The sequence below is a fragment of the Sphingopyxis sp. PET50 genome, assembly GCF_025244705.1.
Lineage (GTDB): Bacteria > Pseudomonadota > Alphaproteobacteria > Sphingomonadales > Sphingomonadaceae > Sphingopyxis.
Genome location: NZ_CP104207.1, coordinates 975,909 through 991,029 on the forward strand (window position 1 = coordinate 975,909; position 15,121 = coordinate 991,029).

Sequence of the window (15,121 nt, forward strand, 5' to 3'; positions counted from 1 at the left end):
TCGTCACCCCCACGCCAGATGCAGATGTTCGAGCGCCATCACGCTGCCGCCGCGGCACGTCTCGTCGCCCTTTTCGACCTGCCGGAAATGGCCGACACGGGCGAACCAGGCGCGGTAGAAGATGGTCAGCTCCATCCGCGCGAGATGCAGGCCGAGGCAGGTGTGGATGCCCGAGCCGAAGGCGGCGTGGCGAAAGAACTGGCGCTCGACCGACACGGTCGCGGGGTCGGGATTGAGCGCCTCGTCCCAGCCGACGAGGGGCAGGGGCGCGAGGATGGAATCGCCGGCGCGCAGCTGCGCGCCCTCCAGCTCGATATCCTCGACGACATAGCGCGGGGTCGCGACGAAGGCGTAGCGGCGCAGCAGCTCCTCGACCATGTCCGGGATCACCGCCGGATCGTCGATCGCGCGCCGGCGCAGCGCCTCGTCGTGCGCGAGGTGGCGCATGCCGAAGCTCATCGCGTTGGTCACCGTGTCGAGCCCTGCGAGGAACATCAGGAAGCCGATCGACATCAGCTCCTCGAAGCTCAGCTTGCGGCCGTCGACATCGCTGCCGATGATCTTAGAGATCATGTCGTCGCGGGGTTCGGCCATGCGTTGCTGGATCAGCGCCGCGAGATGCCCGACGATCGCCTGCGCCAGCTGGTTGCGGTTCTCGTTGCTCGCCTGCGAATGGAAAAAGCCGGTAACGAGCGCGCGGAATTCCTCGAACTTCTGCATCGGAAAGCCGAACAATTCCATGAACACCGCGACGGGCAGGCGCGAACCGATGGCCTCGACGAAATCGCACTCGCCTTTGCCCGCGACCTCGTCGAGCAGCTGGTCGGTCCACGCCGAGATGCGGGCGTCGAGCGGCTCGATCGCCCTCGATTCGAAGAAGGGGCGCAGCATCTGGCGATACGGCCGGTGCTCGGGCGGGTCGAGCATCTCGGGGATCATCTTCGGCTGGTTCGGATTGGGCGGGATCGCCAGATAACGGCTGGAGAAGATTTCGGGATGGCGCACGACATGCTGCACCGACGATCCGGTGTTGCACACCCAGTGCCCGCCGTGCGCATTGGTCCAGAAAACGGGCGGCGCCGTCTCCTTCAGCTCCCAATAGCGCGCGTGGCAGTCGGCGCGCACGCCGGGATCGGTGATATAGTCGAATTCGAACACCGGCGAACGCGCCGGTTGCGTCTGCGACTCGCTCATCTATCCTCTCCTCTTGCAGTGATGTAAACGCATGTTTACATCACGAGTCAACGGGGAGATGATATGGCGACGAGCGTCGACACGCCGGGGCGGGATGCCGACAGGACGCGCGCGGCGATCCTTTTTGCTGCGCAGCAAATCTTTGCGGAAAAGGGGTTCGTCGAGGCGGGGGTGCGCGACATCACCGCGCTGGCGGGCGTCAATCAGTCGCTCGTCAGCCGCTATTTCGGCGGCAAGCTCAAGCTGTTCGAGGCGGCACTGGCCGACCTGCTCGACGCGCGGCTGATGACCGACCTGTCGCGAAAGGATTTCGGCAGGCGCATCGTCGCGATCTTCACCGATCCGCGCCGCGACCGGGCGCAGCCGCTGTCGGTGCTGCTCGGCGCCACGGCCGACAGCGAGGCGCGCGCGATCGCGTTGCGGCTGCTCCGCGACCGGGTGCTCGCGCCGCTGTCCGGATGGCTGGGCGGAGCGGAGGCGGACGCGCGCGCGGCGCGCTTCATGATCGTCTCGACCGGTTTCTTCACCTATCGCGACCTGTTGCCGCTCGCTGAATTTTCCGGGCCGGTCGAACCGCGCCTGCGTCAATGGCTGGAAGACGCGTTCCAGGCCATCGTCGACGACTGAACCGGAAGCCGTGCACTCGCCGGTCCTATAGAGCCTGTGTCCCCGCGAAGGCGGGAACCCATCTCCGGTGGGTTCAAGATAGCACCGACCGGAGATGTGCTCCCGCCTTCGCGGGAGCACACGGCTATATGTCCTTGCGGTCGTTATGGTCGCGAGGTGAGGCACCGGCTCGTTTACCCCGCAAGCAGTGCCGCCGGATCGGCGGGCGCGACGAATTGCAGCAGGTGCGCGCGCTTGAGGCAGAAATGCGGGTAAGCCTCGTCGGTCATGCCGATACCGCCATGCACCTGGATATTGACCCGCCCATTGTCGAGCGCCGCCTGGTCCGCGAGCCGCTTCGCCGCCGCGACGTGGAACGCCATCTCGGCGTCCGCCGCGTCGAGCGCGCAGGCGGCATAATAGAGCTGCGAGCGCGCGACCGCGGCGCGCACCGCCATGTCGGCGCACATATGCTTGATCGCCTGGAACGATCCGATCGGCCGCTCGAACTGCTCGCGCACCTTGGCATAGTCCACCGCCATATCGCGCGCCGCGTCGGCGCATCCGACCGCGAAGGCGGCGGCGAGCAGTTGCAGGTGCAGCGGCGGGCGCGGATCGCCCTCGGTCCACACCGCGGTTGTCGTCCATTCCTGCCACGCCTGTGTCGTGGAGGGATCGAGCGACGGTCGATGTTCGGTGACGTGACGCTCGCCGGTCCGTTGGTTGGTGAAGCTGTCGGGAATGTCGAACACCCGCACCGACCCCGGCTGGAGCATCAGCACCGCCGCCGAATCCAGGGGGTCGAGCACGCGTAGCGGGCCGGGCTCCTCGACGGTCACCGCCAGCGCGACCTTGCCGTCGAACGGTTCGTCGAACCAGCGGTTGGCGACCGCGGAGGAAAGCAGGCCGATCGGCGCGAGGAAACGCCCGAGTTCGGCGAACACCAGCGCCTCGGTCGCATGGTCGAGCGCGAGCCCGCCGCTCGCCTCGGGCGCGGTGATGCGCGACAGGCCCATCGCTTCGAGCTGGTCCCACAGGTTCGCTGGCCGCTCGCGCGCGCCCTCCAGCGGCATGGTGTCGCGGCACCAGTCGATGGTCGCGGTGACGAAGGCGCTCTGGTCGTCGTTCGGGGTCAGGTCCATGGGACGTCTTTCGTTCCTGGGCCCCGGCCTGCGCCGGGGCGCGATGCCCGCTGCGCGATCATCGCGACTTGGGAAGGCCGAGCAGCCGCTCGCCGATGATATCGCGCTGGATCTGCGCGCTGCCGCCCGCGATGGTGCTCGGCGAAGCCGCGCAGATAGTCGCCGACCGCATTGTCCTCGCCATAGGTGAAATCGAGCATCTCGGGGCCCATCAGCGCCACCGCCATGCGGTCGAGCCGCTGGCCGAGTTCGGCGGTGAACAGGCGGATCAGCGAGGCTTCGGCGCCGGGCTGTCCGGTGCGCACCACGATCGAAATGTTGCGATAGGTCATCGCGCGCAGCGCCGCGACCTCGGCGCGCATCTGCGCCAGATCGTGCGCGATGCGGTGGTCGCGGATCATGCCGTTCGCCCGCGCGCGACCGATCAGATCCTCTATCTCCTGGCTCTGCTTGACCTGGTCGGCGATGAAGCCGGTGCCGCGCTCGAAGCCCAGCGTCGACATCGCGACCTTCCACCCGTTGCCGAGCCCGCCGACGACGTTGGACAGCGGAATGCGGACGTCGTCGTAGAAGACCTGCGCGAACTCGACCTGTCCCGACATCTTGCGGATCGGGCGGATGTCGATCCCCGGCGCGTGCATGTCGCAGATCACCCACGACAGCCCGCTGTGCCGCCGCGATCCTTCCTCGGTGCGCAGCACCAACTCCTGCCAGTCGGCGACATGCGCGAAGCTCGTCCAGATCTTCGACCCGTTGATGACCAGTTCGTCGCCCTCGATCCGCCCGCGCGTCCGAATCCCCGCAAGGTCGGACCCCGCGCCGGGTTCCGAAAAGCCCTGGCACCAGATCGCCTCGCCCGACAGGATGCGCGGCAGGTGATACGCCTTCTGCTCCTCGCTGGCGTTGAGGATCAGCGTCGGGCCGCCGTGATTGATGCCGACGAAGTTCGCGCCGATCCACGGCCCGTGCGCCTTTGCATATTCCTCCAGCCAGATGACCTGCTGGACGATCGACAGCCCGCGCCCGCCATAGTCGGCCTAGCCAGTTGATCCCCGCCCAGCCGGCTGTCGAACAATTGCCGCTGCCACGCCTTGTCGAAACCGATCGCGTCGGCGGCGTGGAGCGGCCGTTTTTCCTTCGGCACATTGTCGTGCAGCCAGTCGCGGCATTGCTCGCGAAAGCGCGTCTCCTCGGGCGAGAATCCGATGTCCATCAACCGTCCCCGCGCGTGCGGGCGATCGCATCTTTCGCGCTGCCGCTCTCGACCGCGCGGCGGCCGAATTGCTCGCGGATCGGCACGAACTCGGGCATCACCAGCGACCGGCGCAGCCAGTTGGCGGCATCGACGACCAAAGTGTGGCCGCTGATGTAACTCGCATAGGGCGAGCAGAGGAAGGTCGCCGCCCAGCCCAACTCGCGTACCTCGCCGACGCGCTGCCCCGGTATCGTATTGTCGCCGCGCTCGCCCTCGCGGTGGCGCGTCATATGCGCGGGCAGGTCGTCGTGCGGAAAGCGCCCCGGCGCGATGCAGTTGACGCGGATGCCGTCGGGCGCCCACTCGACCGCCAGGCTCTGGGTGAGGTTGGTGACCCCCGCCTTGGCCGCCGCCGAATGCGCGGTGCCGGGACCGCCGGTCCAGCTGTAGGTCGCGCCGATGTTGAGGATCGCGCCGGGCTTTCCCGCCGCAAGCCGCCGCACCGCGAATTCGCGGCTGCAGTTGTATGTGCCGTTCAGCACGATATCGACGACGGTGCGGAATCCGTTCGGCGTCATCTCCTCGGCGGGGGCCGGGAAATTGCCCGCGGCATTGTTGATCAGCACGTCGATCGGGCCGAGCTTTGCCTCGATTTCGTCGAAGGCGCGCGCGATGGCGTCGGGGTCGCGAACGTCGCAGGCGACGGCGATGGCCTCGGCGCCGACCGCGTGGATCGCGGCAAGTCCCGCGTCGAGATGCTCGGGCTTGCGGCTCAGCACCGCGATCTTCGCGCCGAGCCGCGCGAATTCGACCGCCATGCCCTTGCCGAGCCCGGTGCCGCCGCCGGTCACCGCGACGACCTGGCCATCGTAGGTGCCGTCGGGCAGCGCCTTGGCGCCCAAAGGCGGAGGGGAAGGAAGGCCCATTTAGATCCTCCCCGGAACGGGGAGGGGGACCACCCGAAGGGTGGTGGAGGGGTACCATCGGTTTGCGCGACGTGTCGGCGAGGCGTTCGACCGCACGTGCCCCTCCACCATGCTTCGCATGGTCCCCCTCCCCCTGCGGGGGAGGATCGCTTGCATCCCCATCCTTATTTCCCCTTGTAGCTAGGCGCGCGCTTCTCGCGGAGCGCGGCGCGGGCTTCCTGATAATCCTCGGTCTGGAACAGATAGGATTGCGCATAAAGCTCGGCGCGGGTGCCGGTGCGGATCGTCGGGCCGTGCATCAGGTTGATCATCTCCTTCGCCATAGCGAGGTGGATCGGCGGCCTGGCGGCGATGTCGCGGGCGATCTCCAGCGCCTTCGCATCCAGCTCCTCGGGCGGCACGACGAAATCGACCGCGCCCCATTCGAGCGCCGTCGCGGCGTCGATGACTTGACCGGACATCACCATATATTTGGTCCGCGACGGGCCGATCAGCGCGGTCATCATCTGCGTGCCCCCCGTGTCGGGCAGCACGCCGTACAATATCTCGGGCAGCGCCATCTTCAGCGTCGTGTCGCTGATGCGGATATCGGCGGCGAGCGCGAGTTCGCACCCGCCGCCGATTGCGCCCCCTTTCAGCGCCGCGACGATCGGCTTGGTCGATTCCTGCATGCGCAGGCGCCCTTCCTGCGCGCGGCGGACGAAATGGAAGTCGCTCTCGTCGCGTGCCCGATGCCCCAGCACATTGGTGTCGCGGCCCGAGCAGAAGCTCTTGCCCGCCGCGCGGATCAGGATCGCGCTGCTCTCCGTTTCCTCGAGCGCCGCGCCGAGCCGTTTCTGGAACAGCGCCGACGTCTCGTCGTCCAGCGCATTGTGCCGCTCGGGCCGGTTCAGCGTCAGGATGCGCAGGGCCCCATCGCGCTCGCTCAGGATCGTTTCCGCCATTTCCACTCCCATTTTCTTTGCCGTGGGGCTTGCACCACCTATATAACTAAGTCAATTATGTTGAACGATATCGGGAGAGCATAGACGATGGAACTGGGCGGGAAAACGGCGCTCGTCACCGGCGCTTCGCGCGGCATCGGCGCCGCGATCGCGCGGCGACTCGTCGGCTACGCTGGCGCGCATGTCGCGGTCAATTATGCGGGCAGCCAACCGGCGGCGGAGGCGCTGGTCGCCGAAATCGCCGCTGCCGGCGGCCGGGCCTTCGCGGTGCGGGCCGACGTCGGCACCATGGCGGGCATCGAATCGATGCTCGCCGCGTGCGACGATGCGTTCGGCGGCGCCCCCAATCTCGACATCCTCGTCAACAACGCCGGGGTCGGCGGCGAGGGCGATACGGGCAGCCTGACCAAGTGCAGCGAAGAATTGTTCGACCGCATGATCGCGGTGAACCAGAAGGCGCCGCACTTCATCACCCAGCTCTGCCTGCCGCGCCTGCGCGACAAGGGCCGCATCGTCAATATCGGCTCGCTCGGCGGGCGCTCGGCGCTGCCGCCCTTCGCCGCCTATGCCGCGACCAAGCGCGCGTTGCAGAGCCTCACCCTATCGACCGCGGTCGTCGTCGGCCCGCGCGGCATCACCTGCAACCTCGTCGCGCCCGGCGCGGTCGATACCGAGTTCAACAAGACGCTCGCCGAAAAGCCCGGCTGGGCCGAAGCGACCGCGAAGCTCACCCCGATGAAGCGCCTGGGCGTGCCCGAGGATATCGCGGGCGCGGTGATGATGCTCTGCCGCGATGAGGCGCACTGGGTCACCGGCCAGATCGTCGAGGCGAGCGGGGGGCTGTTCCTGTGAGCCAGCTTGCCCAAAAGACCGCCCTCGTCACCGGCGGCTCGCGCGGCATCGGCGCGGCGATCGTGCGGCGGCTGGGGCAGGCGGGCGCGCATGTCGCGATCAACTATGCCGGTAGCAAGGATGCCGCCGACGCGCTGGTCGCCGAGATCGAGGGCGCGGGCGGCAAGGCCTTCGCCGTGCGGGCCGACGTCTCGACGCTCGCCGGCATCGACGCATTGTTCGCGGCCTGCGACGCGGCCTTCGGCGGGACGCCCAACCTCGACATTCTGATCAACAATGCCGGCGTCGGCCGCGGCGGGCGCGATGGGTCGCTGAAGGGCGCGGACGAGGCGCTGTTCGACAAGCTGTTCGCGGTCAATGTGAAGGGGCCGCATTTCGTCACGCAGGCCGCGCTGCCGCGGCTGCGCGACGGCGGGCGCATCGTCAACATCGGCTCGATGTCGGGCAAGGTCGGCCAGCCCTTCGCGGCGAGCTATGCGATGACCAAGCGCGCGGTGCAGAGCCTGACCTTTTCGACCGCGCTCGCGGTCGCGCGGCGCCGGATCACCTGCAGCTGCATCGCCCCCGGCGCGGTCGCGACCGACTTCATCGCCGAACTGCGCGCGAAGGAGGGATGGGACGAGACGACCGCGAAGCACACCCCGATGGGCCGCCTCGGCGAGCCCGAGGATATCGCGGGGGCGGTCATGATGCTGCTCGGCGACGATGCGCGCTGGGTGACGGGGCAGGTGATCGAGGCGAGCGGGGGGCTCGCGCTCTGATGGCCCTGATGACCGAAAAGCTGCGCGCGATCATGGCGCTCGATCCCGAGCGGACGCAGATCGACTTCGAGGGCGTCGACTATAGCTGGCGCCGGATCGCCGACAATGTCCGCGCGATCGAGGCAGCGCTCGATGCCATGGGCCTGCCGCAGGATGCGCGCGTCGGCATCATGCTGCGCAACCGTCCCGGCCATGTCGCGGCGATCGCTGCGGTGCTCTCGACCGACCGCTGCCTCGTCACGCTGAATCCGATCCTGCCCGACGCGAGGCTGTTCGCCGATGTCGAGGGTCTGGGCCTGCCGGCGGTGATCGCCGACGCCACCGATCTCGCGCGGCCCGGCCTCGCCGAGGCGCTGGCGCGCGCCGGTTCGGCGGTGATCGAGATCGGCCCGCGCCTCGAAGGTGCGCGCGTGATCGAGGGGCAGGTGCGCACCGCGATGCAGACCTCGCCCGGCGTCGCGATCGAGATGCTGACCAGCGGCACCACCGGGACGCCGAAGCGCGTACCGCTCAGCCGCGCCGCCTTCGACGCGAGCTTTCGCGGCTTCGCCAAATATGAGCGCGGCAAGAGCTTCGACGACCCACCCCGGCTGGCGACGGGCTGCACCATGGTGGTCAACCCGCTCACTCATATCGGCGGCATCTATGGCTGCATCGGGGCGCTGATGGCGGGGCGCAAGATCGCGCTGCTCGAACGGTTCAGCGTCGATGCCTGGGTCGCCACCGTGCGCCGCCACCGGCCCGCCGTCGCCTCGGCCGTGCCCTCGGCGGTGCGCATGCTGCTCGACGCCGATGTCGATCCGGCCGATCTTTCCAGCCTCAAATCGCTGATATCGGGCACCGCGCCGCTCGCGCCCGATCTGGTCGACGCCTTCTACGCCAGATATGGCATTCCGATCTGCAGCAATTACGGCGCGACCGAATTTGCCGGCGCCGTCGCGGGCTGGACGATCGACGATTTCCATCGCCACTGGGCGGAAAAGCGCGGCGCGGTCGGCCGCGTGCACGCCAATATGGAGGCGCGCGTCGTCGATCCCGATAGCGGCGCCGAACTGCCGCCCGGAACCGAGGGCCTGCTCGAACTCAAGGGCGGGCAGCTCGGCAACGGCATGGAATGGCTGCGCACCACCGACCGCGCCATACTCGACGCCGACCGCTTCCTGTTCATCAAGGGCCGCGCCGACAATGCGATCATCCGCGGCGGCTTCAAGGTCCATCCCGACGACGTCGCCGCCGTGCTGGGCGACCATCCCGCCATCCGCGAGGCCGCCGTCGTCGGCGTCCCCGACGAACGCCTCGGCGCCGTCCCCGCCGCCGCGATCATCCTCAAGGAGGGCGCGACCGCGCCGCAGGACGACGACCTCAAGGCGTGGCTCAAGGAGCGGCTGATCGCCTATCAGGTGCCGGTCCATATCCGCATCGTCGACGATTTTCCGCGCACCCCGTCGATGAAACCCTCGGCGCCGGGCCTGCGCGCGCTCTTTGCAGGAGAAGGCTGATGGAAAGCTTTGCCGGAAAATCGGTCATCGTCACCGGCGGCGGCAAGGGCGTCGGGCGCGGCATCGCGGAGGCCTTCGCGGCGGCGGGCGCCGAAGTGATGCTCGGCGCCCGGACCATCTCCTTTGCCGAGGATGTAAAGGCCGGGATCGAAAAGGCCGACGGCATCGCCGAATGCTGCGCCGCCGACATCGCGAAGCACGCCGATTGCCGCGCGCTCGTCGCGGCCGCGGTCGAGGCCTTTGGCGGGGTCGACATCGTCGTCCACGCCGCCGCCGACATCCCGCACGGCGGGCTCGGCCAGGTCGACGACGAGCGGCTCGAGGCGGGCTTCGCGAGCATCGCCAAGGCGGCCTGGTGGCTGCTCGACGCCGCGCGCCCTTATCTGGCGCAGGCCCGCGACGGCGGGCGCTTCATCGCGATCGGCTCGGTCAACGGCACCTTCAACGTCGTCCCCAACATGACCGCCTATGGCATGGCGAAGGCCGCGCTCGACGCCTTCGTCCGCGCCGCGGCGGGCGACGTCGTCGGCGACCGGATCACCGTCAACGCGATCAACCCCGGCCTTGTCGCGAGCGACCGGGCGAAGGCGGTGCTCGGCGACGAGGGCCTCGCCGCCTATGGCGCGACGGTCCCGGTCGGACGCGCGGGAACCCCCGCCGATATCGCGCACGCCGCCCTGTTCCTCGCTTCCGCGCGCTCGGATTACATCACCGGCACGACGATCAAGATGGACGGCGGCTCGACCGTCGCGGCGTCGCCGGGCCGCAATGACATATTGCAGGAACGGCTGAAGCTGCAGCACGGAAAGGCGCCCTGATGGACCTTGGGATATCGGGCAAGGTCGCGCTCGTCTTCGGCGGGTCGAAGGGCATCGGCCTCGGCTGCGCACACGAGTTCGCGCGTGAGGGGTGCCGGACGGTGATCGCGGCGCGCACCCAAGCGACGATCGACGATGCGGTGACAGAGGTGCAAGCGGCGGGCGGCGACGCCATCGGCGTCTCCGCCGACTGTACGACGAAGGACGGTATCGCCAAAGCCGTAAAGGCCGCGACCGATGCCTTCGGCCCGCCCGACATATTGATCTTCAACGTCGATTCCGGCCCGAAGGGCAGTTTCCTCGAGGTCGACGACGACACCTTCGCCGCTGCGAACAACAATAATGTCATGGCCTTCCGCTGGGCGGTGCAGGCGGTCGTCCCGCATATGCAAAAACAGGGCTGGGGCCGCATCCTCACCATCGGCACCAATTCGGTGAAGGCGCCACACCGCAAGCTCGCGCGCGCGGCGCAGAACACCTACCGCGTCGGCGCGCTCGCGCTGTCGAAGACGCTGTCGGCCGAGCTCGGCCCGATGGGTATCACCGTCAACACGCTCGGCACCGGCGCGATCGCGACGCCGCAGTTCAGGGAAGTGTTCACCAAGATCGCCGAGGCGCAGGGCCAGACCTATGAGGAGCATATCGCGGAGCGCGTCGGCCAATGGCCGGTCCGCCGCATGGGCACGCCAAAGGACATGGCGGCCGCCGCCGCCTTCCTCTGCTCCGGCCGCGCCGGCTACATCACCGGGCAGGTGCTCGTCGTCGATGGCGGCAACCTCGAAGTTCTGCAATGATAGCAACCAAAGGGAAACGACATGAAACTGGGAAGTGACATTGCCGCGGTGGTGACGGGCGGCGCCTCGGGCCTTGGCCGCGCGAGCGCCGAGGCGCTGGCGGGCGAGGGGGTGAAGGTCGCCATCTTCGACGTCAACGAGGAAGGCGGCAAGGCGGTCGCCGACGCCATCGGCGGTATTTTCTGCAAGGTCGACATCACCAGCGAGGACAGCGTCGTCGCGGGTTACGAAGCCGCGCGCGCCGCGCACGGACAGGAACGCATCCTCGTCCATTGCGCGCAGATCTCGAAGGGCGGCAAGACCGTCCGCTACGACAAGGCGAGCGGCGGATACGTCCGCTATGCGACCGACGATTACGCCTTTTCGGCGCAGGGCATCCTCATCGCCAGCTATCGCCTCGCGTCGCTCGCCGCGCTCGGCATGGCGAATGCCGAGCCGCTCAACGAGGACGGCGAGCGCGGCGCGATCGTGCTGACGGCTTCCGCGGCGGCGCAGGACGCGCAGATCGGGCAGGTCGGCTACGGCTCGCTGAAGGCCGGGGTGAACGGGCTCGTGCTGCCGATGGCACGCGATCTGATGGACCTCGGCATCCGCGTCAATTCGATCATGCCCGGCATCTTCGCGACCCCGCCGATGCTTGCCGTCAAGGACAAGGCGCCGGCGATCTTCGAAGGGCTGGCCGCATCGGTGCCCTTCCCGAAACGCCTCGGCCATCCGCACGAATTCGGCAGCCTCGTGCTCGAACTCGCGCGCAACGGCTATTTCAACGGCCAGAACCTGCGCCTCGACGGCGCGATCCGCATGCCGCCCAAATAGGACTTTGATTTGAACGCTCCCCAGCAATTTCCCTTCGCGCGCCAGTCGGCGGGCCCCGCGCCGCTCCGCCGCCCGGGGTCGATCCGCCGCACCAGTTCGATCGATTCCGACTGGCCCGAGGGTTTCGGCCAGCCGTGGATGATGACGGGCCGCGTGCGCGACCTGCTCACGCCGGTCGCGGGGGAGCCCGTCGTGCTCGACGGCGGAGAGTTCCGCATCCGCACCTCGCCGATCCGCGAGATCATGGAAATCGACGTCGCGCCCTATCATGCGCGCGCGCAAGAGATGGTGGGCGTGCGGGCAGGGGGGGCAAGCCGGCAGGCGCTCGCGGCGACGCTCGGCGACCTGCGCGGCACGCCGCTGTTCCAGCTGCTCGACGATTTCGCCGGGGCCAGCCTCGTCGCGGGGTGGATCTGGTCGCGCTGGACCCCCGACTGGCACGATCGCATGCGCGCGAGCCGCACCCAGTCGACCGCGGGCAACAAGGGCCGCATGGTCAATATCTGCACCGGCTTCACCGAGGGCGGCAGCTCGCTGACCGAGGACGGCAGCGTCGATCACAGCGACCAGTCCGCGACCGAGGTCGGTCCGCTGGTGAATCCCGACGACCCCGCCGGATGGCACGACATGCCGGAACAGGAAGGCCGGCCGCTCGCGCGCCGCGCCCGCCGCATCGACCTCTGGCGCGCCGAGGGGGTGCTGAAGGTCGACGCGGGGTTCCAGGACAGCGGCCCCAATCCGGGAGGCACGCGCACCGCGATCCACGAATATCGCGTCTATGCCGAAATCGACGAGGCGAGCGGCACCCTGCTGTCGCTGCAGGCGCTGCCGCTGATCCTCCCGTTCCGCGAATGCCCCGGCGCGTCGATGAAGGCGGCGCGCATGGTGGGGCAGAATGTCGCGGAATTCCGCCAGGCGGTGCTCGACACGCTCGCCGGCACGATCGGCTGCACCCACCTCAACGACGTGCTGCGCGCGCTGGCCGATGTGCCGGCTGCTCGCCGCGATGTTGCCGAAAAGCAACGATTGACGCGGTTTCCTCAGCGTTCCGCGGCAAAGTGACGCAATCCACTTGTCTGACGTGTTAGACTTAGTTATATAACTGACCAAGCGAGGACGCCAGGAAGCCTCGCGGGGAGGATGTTGACCATGATTTTCAAGCAAAAGCGCGATTCGTCCCGGCTGCTCGTCGCGGTTTCGATCGGCGCGTTGGCGCTGTCGTCGGTGCCGGCCTTCGCGCAGGACAAGGCACCCGCCGACGAAACCGAATATCAGAATGACGATATCGTCGTCATCGGCGTGACCAAGCAGAACGCCAACATCCAGGACACGCCGATCGCGATCACCGCCTTCAGCGGCGAAAATCTGACCGAGCAGGGCATCGACAAGGTCGAGGATATCGCGACCTTCACCCCCGGCTTCAACATCCGCGGCGCTGGCAACAACCCGACCGCCTTTTCGCTCGCGATGCGCGGCCAGGTCCAGAACGACAATATCGCGACGCTCGAACCCTCGGTCGGCACCTATCTCGACGAAATGTACATCGCGCGCGCCTATGGCCTCAACGTCGAACTGGTCGACGTCGAAAGCGTGCAGGTGCTGAAGGGGCCGCAGGGCACGCTTTTCGGCCGCAACACCTCCGCCGGCGCGGTGCTGATCCAGACCGCCAACCCGCGCTACGACCAGATCTCGGGCCGGGTGAGCGCGACCTATGGCCGCTTCGACGAGCGCACCGGCCAGGCGGTGCTCAACCTCGGCCTGTCGGACAGCCTCGCGATCCGCGGCGCGCTCTATTATCAGAAGCGCGACGGCTACAAGACCGACATCAACACCGGCGCCAAATATGAAGGGCGCGAGACGTGGAACGGCCGCGTCAAGCTCGGCTGGAAACCCACCGACACGCTCGAAATCATCCTGTCGGGCGAATGGTACGACACCTATATCGACGGTCCGGTTCGCCAGAACCTGTTCTTCAATGCGCCTGCCGCCTTCGGTCCCGCCAAGCCGGTGGTCGACGGGATCGCCGCGGCCGAACGCGCGGCCTTCGGCGGCAATCCGAATCTCGCCGCGCTGACGCCGCCGTCGGCCGTGGTCGGCGCCGATCCGCGCGGGCCGTTCAACAAGACGCAGACGCAGACCTATCTCGCCAAATTCATCCTCGACACCAGCTTTGGCCAGGTCCGCTGGATCAACGGCTATCGCGGTGTCCAGAGCGAGAATATCATCGACCTCGACGGGTCGAGCTTCGCCGACCACTTCACCGAAGGCACGCAGGATCTGAAACAGTATTCGACCGAACTTCAGGTGACCGGCACCGCCTTCGCCGACCGCTTCAACTTCGCCGGGGGCCTCACCTATTTCCGCGAAACCGGCTTCGACCAGTCGCGCTCGAACCTGTTCAACGGCAAATTCGCCGCGGGTCCGACGGTGCCGCCCGAATTCGTCGGGCTGACCAACTGGTCGAACTTCTCGGGCACGCTCGATAACGACAGTTTCGGCATCTACGGCCAGGGCAACTACGAACTGACCGACGCCTTCCGCATCACCGCGGGCCTGCGCTATTCGATCGACGACCGGCGCGTGATCACCCAGACCGGCGACGTCGTCGACAACAGCGACGTCTTCGCGCGCTGCACCCCGGCGACGGTGGCGCTGCCCTGCCTGCGCTCGCGGCAAAAGACCTTCACCAACCTCTCCTATACGATCGGGCTCGACTATGACCTGACCGAGGACATCCTCGTCTATGCGAAGCACAGCAAGGGCTATCGCTCGGGCGCGATGCAGCTGCGCACGGTGACGCTTGAGGATTCTATCCCGTCGGATCCCGAAATCGTCTATGAACAGGAAGTCGGCATCAAGACCAGCTTCCTCGACAGGCGCGGCACCTTCAACATCGCGGGTTATCACAACAAGGTGAAGGGTGCGCAGCGCAGCCCGGTGCTCGCCCCCAACGGCATCAGCCAGACGGTGATCGAAAATGCCGACACCGAAACCTGGGGTGTGGAGGCCGATGCGTCGATCGAGGTCGTGGACGGCTTCACCCTCTTCGCTTCGGGCGCGCTGACCGATCCCAAATATACCCGCTACGAGGGCAAGGCGCTCGACGGCGTGCCGCCGAACCAGACGATCGTGACGGTCGACAAGAGCGACTATCTGCTCGCCGACATCGTCAAGAAGCAATTCTCGGTTGGCGCGAATTACCGCCAGGATTTCGGCGGCGTCGGCCTCGACGCGAACATCGTGTATGCTTGGCAGGGCAAGATGCCGCAGATCGACATTCCGGTGAACATGTTTACCTCGACCGGGCCGGGCGGCCTCGGCCTCACCCCCGCGCAGGCGGAACAGCTCGCGGCTGTCGCGCAATCGGGTTCGCTCGGCATCCTCAACGCGCGCGTCGCGCTGAGCTTCGGACCGGAAAAGAACTTCGAGCTGGCGCTGTGGGGCAAGAACCTGACCAACGATCAGGAACAGCAATACACGCTTTTGCTCAGCAACATCTACGTCGGCACCTCGTACAACGAACCGCGCAGCTACGGTGTGACGGGAACCTTCAAATTCTGAGGACCACAGGGCG

At 67.5% G+C, this 15,121-nt stretch carries 15 protein-coding genes; 9 read left to right on the plus strand and 6 right to left on the minus strand.

Translation table 11 applies throughout. The features are described from left to right. Positions 1 to 3: 3 nt before the first annotated feature. A complete protein-coding gene (locus tag N0A20_RS05050) occupies positions 4 to 1,194 on the minus strand; it encodes a cytochrome P450 (protein ID WP_260582885.1) in 1,191 nt (396 codons plus the stop codon). Positions 1,195 to 1,257: 63 nt separating this feature from the next. Between N0A20_RS05050 and N0A20_RS05055 the strand changes: the two genes are divergently transcribed. Beyond that, complete coding sequence (locus N0A20_RS05055; RefSeq protein WP_260582886.1) at positions 1,258 to 1,821, plus strand: TetR/AcrR family transcriptional regulator; 564 nt, start codon at positions 1,258 to 1,260, stop codon at positions 1,819 to 1,821. A gap of 173 nt (positions 1,822 to 1,994) precedes the next feature. On the opposite strand, the gene N0A20_RS05060 is transcribed toward N0A20_RS05055, so the two are convergent. The 5 genes from N0A20_RS05060 to N0A20_RS05080 form a co-directional block, all read right to left on the minus strand. After that, positions 1,995 to 2,942, minus strand: coding sequence for an acyl-CoA dehydrogenase (locus tag N0A20_RS05060; RefSeq protein WP_260582887.1), 948 nt, complete (start codon positions 2,940 to 2,942; stop codon positions 1,995 to 1,997). Then, a complete protein-coding gene (locus tag N0A20_RS05065) occupies positions 2,933 to 3,958 on the minus strand; it encodes an acyl-CoA dehydrogenase family protein (protein ID WP_312846636.1) in 1,026 nt (341 codons plus the stop codon). The genes N0A20_RS05060 and N0A20_RS05065 overlap by 10 nt, the downstream gene beginning before the upstream one ends. Then, on the minus strand, positions 3,853 to 4,155 hold the full coding sequence (locus N0A20_RS05070) for a hypothetical protein (protein WP_260582888.1): 303 nt from the start codon (positions 4,153 to 4,155) through the stop codon (positions 3,853 to 3,855). The genes N0A20_RS05065 and N0A20_RS05070 overlap by 106 nt, the downstream gene beginning before the upstream one ends. Continuing rightward, positions 4,155 to 5,063, minus strand: a complete 909-nt coding sequence (locus N0A20_RS05075; protein ID WP_260582889.1) for an SDR family oxidoreductase — start codon at positions 5,061 to 5,063, stop codon at positions 4,155 to 4,157. Before N0A20_RS05075 ends, N0A20_RS05070 begins: the two co-directional genes overlap by 1 nt. Positions 5,064 to 5,227: 164 nt before the next feature. Continuing rightward, the gene (locus N0A20_RS05080) at positions 5,228 to 6,007 is read right to left on the minus strand and encodes an enoyl-CoA hydratase/isomerase family protein (protein WP_260582890.1); all 780 of its coding nucleotides are present in this window, start codon (positions 6,005 to 6,007) and stop codon (positions 5,228 to 5,230) included. Between the two features lie 87 nt (positions 6,008 to 6,094). On the opposite strand from N0A20_RS05080, the gene N0A20_RS05085 reads away from it, so the two are divergent. The 8 genes from N0A20_RS05085 (at position 6,095) to N0A20_RS05120 (ending at position 15,108) form a co-directional block, all read left to right on the plus strand. Then, complete coding sequence (locus tag N0A20_RS05085; RefSeq protein ID WP_260582891.1) at positions 6,095 to 6,859, plus strand: SDR family NAD(P)-dependent oxidoreductase; 765 nt, start codon at positions 6,095 to 6,097, stop codon at positions 6,857 to 6,859. After that, positions 6,856 to 7,620: an SDR family NAD(P)-dependent oxidoreductase gene (locus N0A20_RS05090; RefSeq protein ID WP_260582892.1), complete on the plus strand. Its 765-nt coding sequence runs from the start codon at positions 6,856 to 6,858 to the stop codon at positions 7,618 to 7,620. Before N0A20_RS05085 ends, N0A20_RS05090 begins: the two co-directional genes overlap by 4 nt. After that, on the plus strand, positions 7,620 to 9,119 hold the full coding sequence (locus N0A20_RS05095) for a class I adenylate-forming enzyme family protein (protein WP_260582893.1): 1,500 nt from the start codon (positions 7,620 to 7,622) through the stop codon (positions 9,117 to 9,119). Before N0A20_RS05090 ends, N0A20_RS05095 begins: the two co-directional genes overlap by 1 nt. Then, entirely contained in the window at positions 9,119 to 9,937 is an 819-nt protein-coding gene (locus tag N0A20_RS05100) for an SDR family NAD(P)-dependent oxidoreductase (RefSeq protein WP_260582894.1), read from the plus strand. Before N0A20_RS05095 ends, N0A20_RS05100 begins: the two co-directional genes overlap by 1 nt. Then, entirely contained in the window at positions 9,937 to 10,731 is a 795-nt protein-coding gene (locus N0A20_RS05105; protein WP_260582895.1) for an SDR family oxidoreductase, read from the plus strand. The genes N0A20_RS05100 and N0A20_RS05105 overlap by 1 nt, the downstream gene beginning before the upstream one ends. Before the next feature lie 21 nt (positions 10,732 to 10,752). Further along, positions 10,753 to 11,547 carry an SDR family oxidoreductase gene (locus N0A20_RS05110; protein WP_260582896.1) on the plus strand — a complete coding sequence of 265 codons (795 nt, stop codon included), beginning with the start codon at positions 10,753 to 10,755 and terminating at the stop codon, positions 11,545 to 11,547. 9 nt (positions 11,548 to 11,556) lie between these two features. Further along, positions 11,557 to 12,609: a DUF2889 domain-containing protein gene (locus N0A20_RS05115; protein WP_260582897.1), complete on the plus strand. Its 1,053-nt coding sequence runs from the start codon at positions 11,557 to 11,559 to the stop codon at positions 12,607 to 12,609. Between the two features lie 87 nt (positions 12,610 to 12,696). Beyond that, entirely contained in the window at positions 12,697 to 15,108 is a 2,412-nt protein-coding gene (locus tag N0A20_RS05120) for a TonB-dependent receptor (RefSeq protein WP_260582898.1), read from the plus strand. Positions 15,109 to 15,121 lie beyond the last annotated feature (13 nt).

Coding starts and splice junctions, on each gene's coding strand:
- N0A20_RS05050 (WP_260582885.1), bottom strand. CDS start 1,194: ATGAGCGAGTCGCAGACGCAACCGGCGCGTTCGCCGGTGTTCGAATTC.
- N0A20_RS05055 (WP_260582886.1), top strand. CDS start 1,258: ATGGCGACGAGCGTCGACACGCCGGGGCGGGATGCCGACAGGACGCGC.
- N0A20_RS05060 (WP_260582887.1), bottom strand. CDS start 2,942: ATGGACCTGACCCCGAACGACGACCAGAGCGCCTTCGTCACCGCGACC.
- N0A20_RS05070 (WP_260582888.1), bottom strand. CDS start 4,155: ATGGACATCGGATTCTCGCCCGAGGAGACGCGCTTTCGCGAGCAATGC.
- N0A20_RS05075 (WP_260582889.1), bottom strand. CDS start 5,063: ATGGGCCTTCCTTCCCCTCCGCCTTTGGGCGCCAAGGCGCTGCCCGAC.
- N0A20_RS05080 (WP_260582890.1), bottom strand. CDS start 6,007: ATGGCGGAAACGATCCTGAGCGAGCGCGATGGGGCCCTGCGCATCCTG.
- N0A20_RS05085 (WP_260582891.1), top strand. CDS start 6,095: ATGGAACTGGGCGGGAAAACGGCGCTCGTCACCGGCGCTTCGCGCGGC.
- N0A20_RS05095 (WP_260582893.1), top strand. CDS start 7,620: ATGGCCCTGATGACCGAAAAGCTGCGCGCGATCATGGCGCTCGATCCC.
- N0A20_RS05100 (WP_260582894.1), top strand. CDS start 9,119: ATGGAAAGCTTTGCCGGAAAATCGGTCATCGTCACCGGCGGCGGCAAG.
- N0A20_RS05105 (WP_260582895.1), top strand. CDS start 9,937: ATGGACCTTGGGATATCGGGCAAGGTCGCGCTCGTCTTCGGCGGGTCG.
- N0A20_RS05110 (WP_260582896.1), top strand. CDS start 10,753: ATGAAACTGGGAAGTGACATTGCCGCGGTGGTGACGGGCGGCGCCTCG.
- N0A20_RS05120 (WP_260582898.1), top strand. CDS start 12,697: ATGATTTTCAAGCAAAAGCGCGATTCGTCCCGGCTGCTCGTCGCGGTT.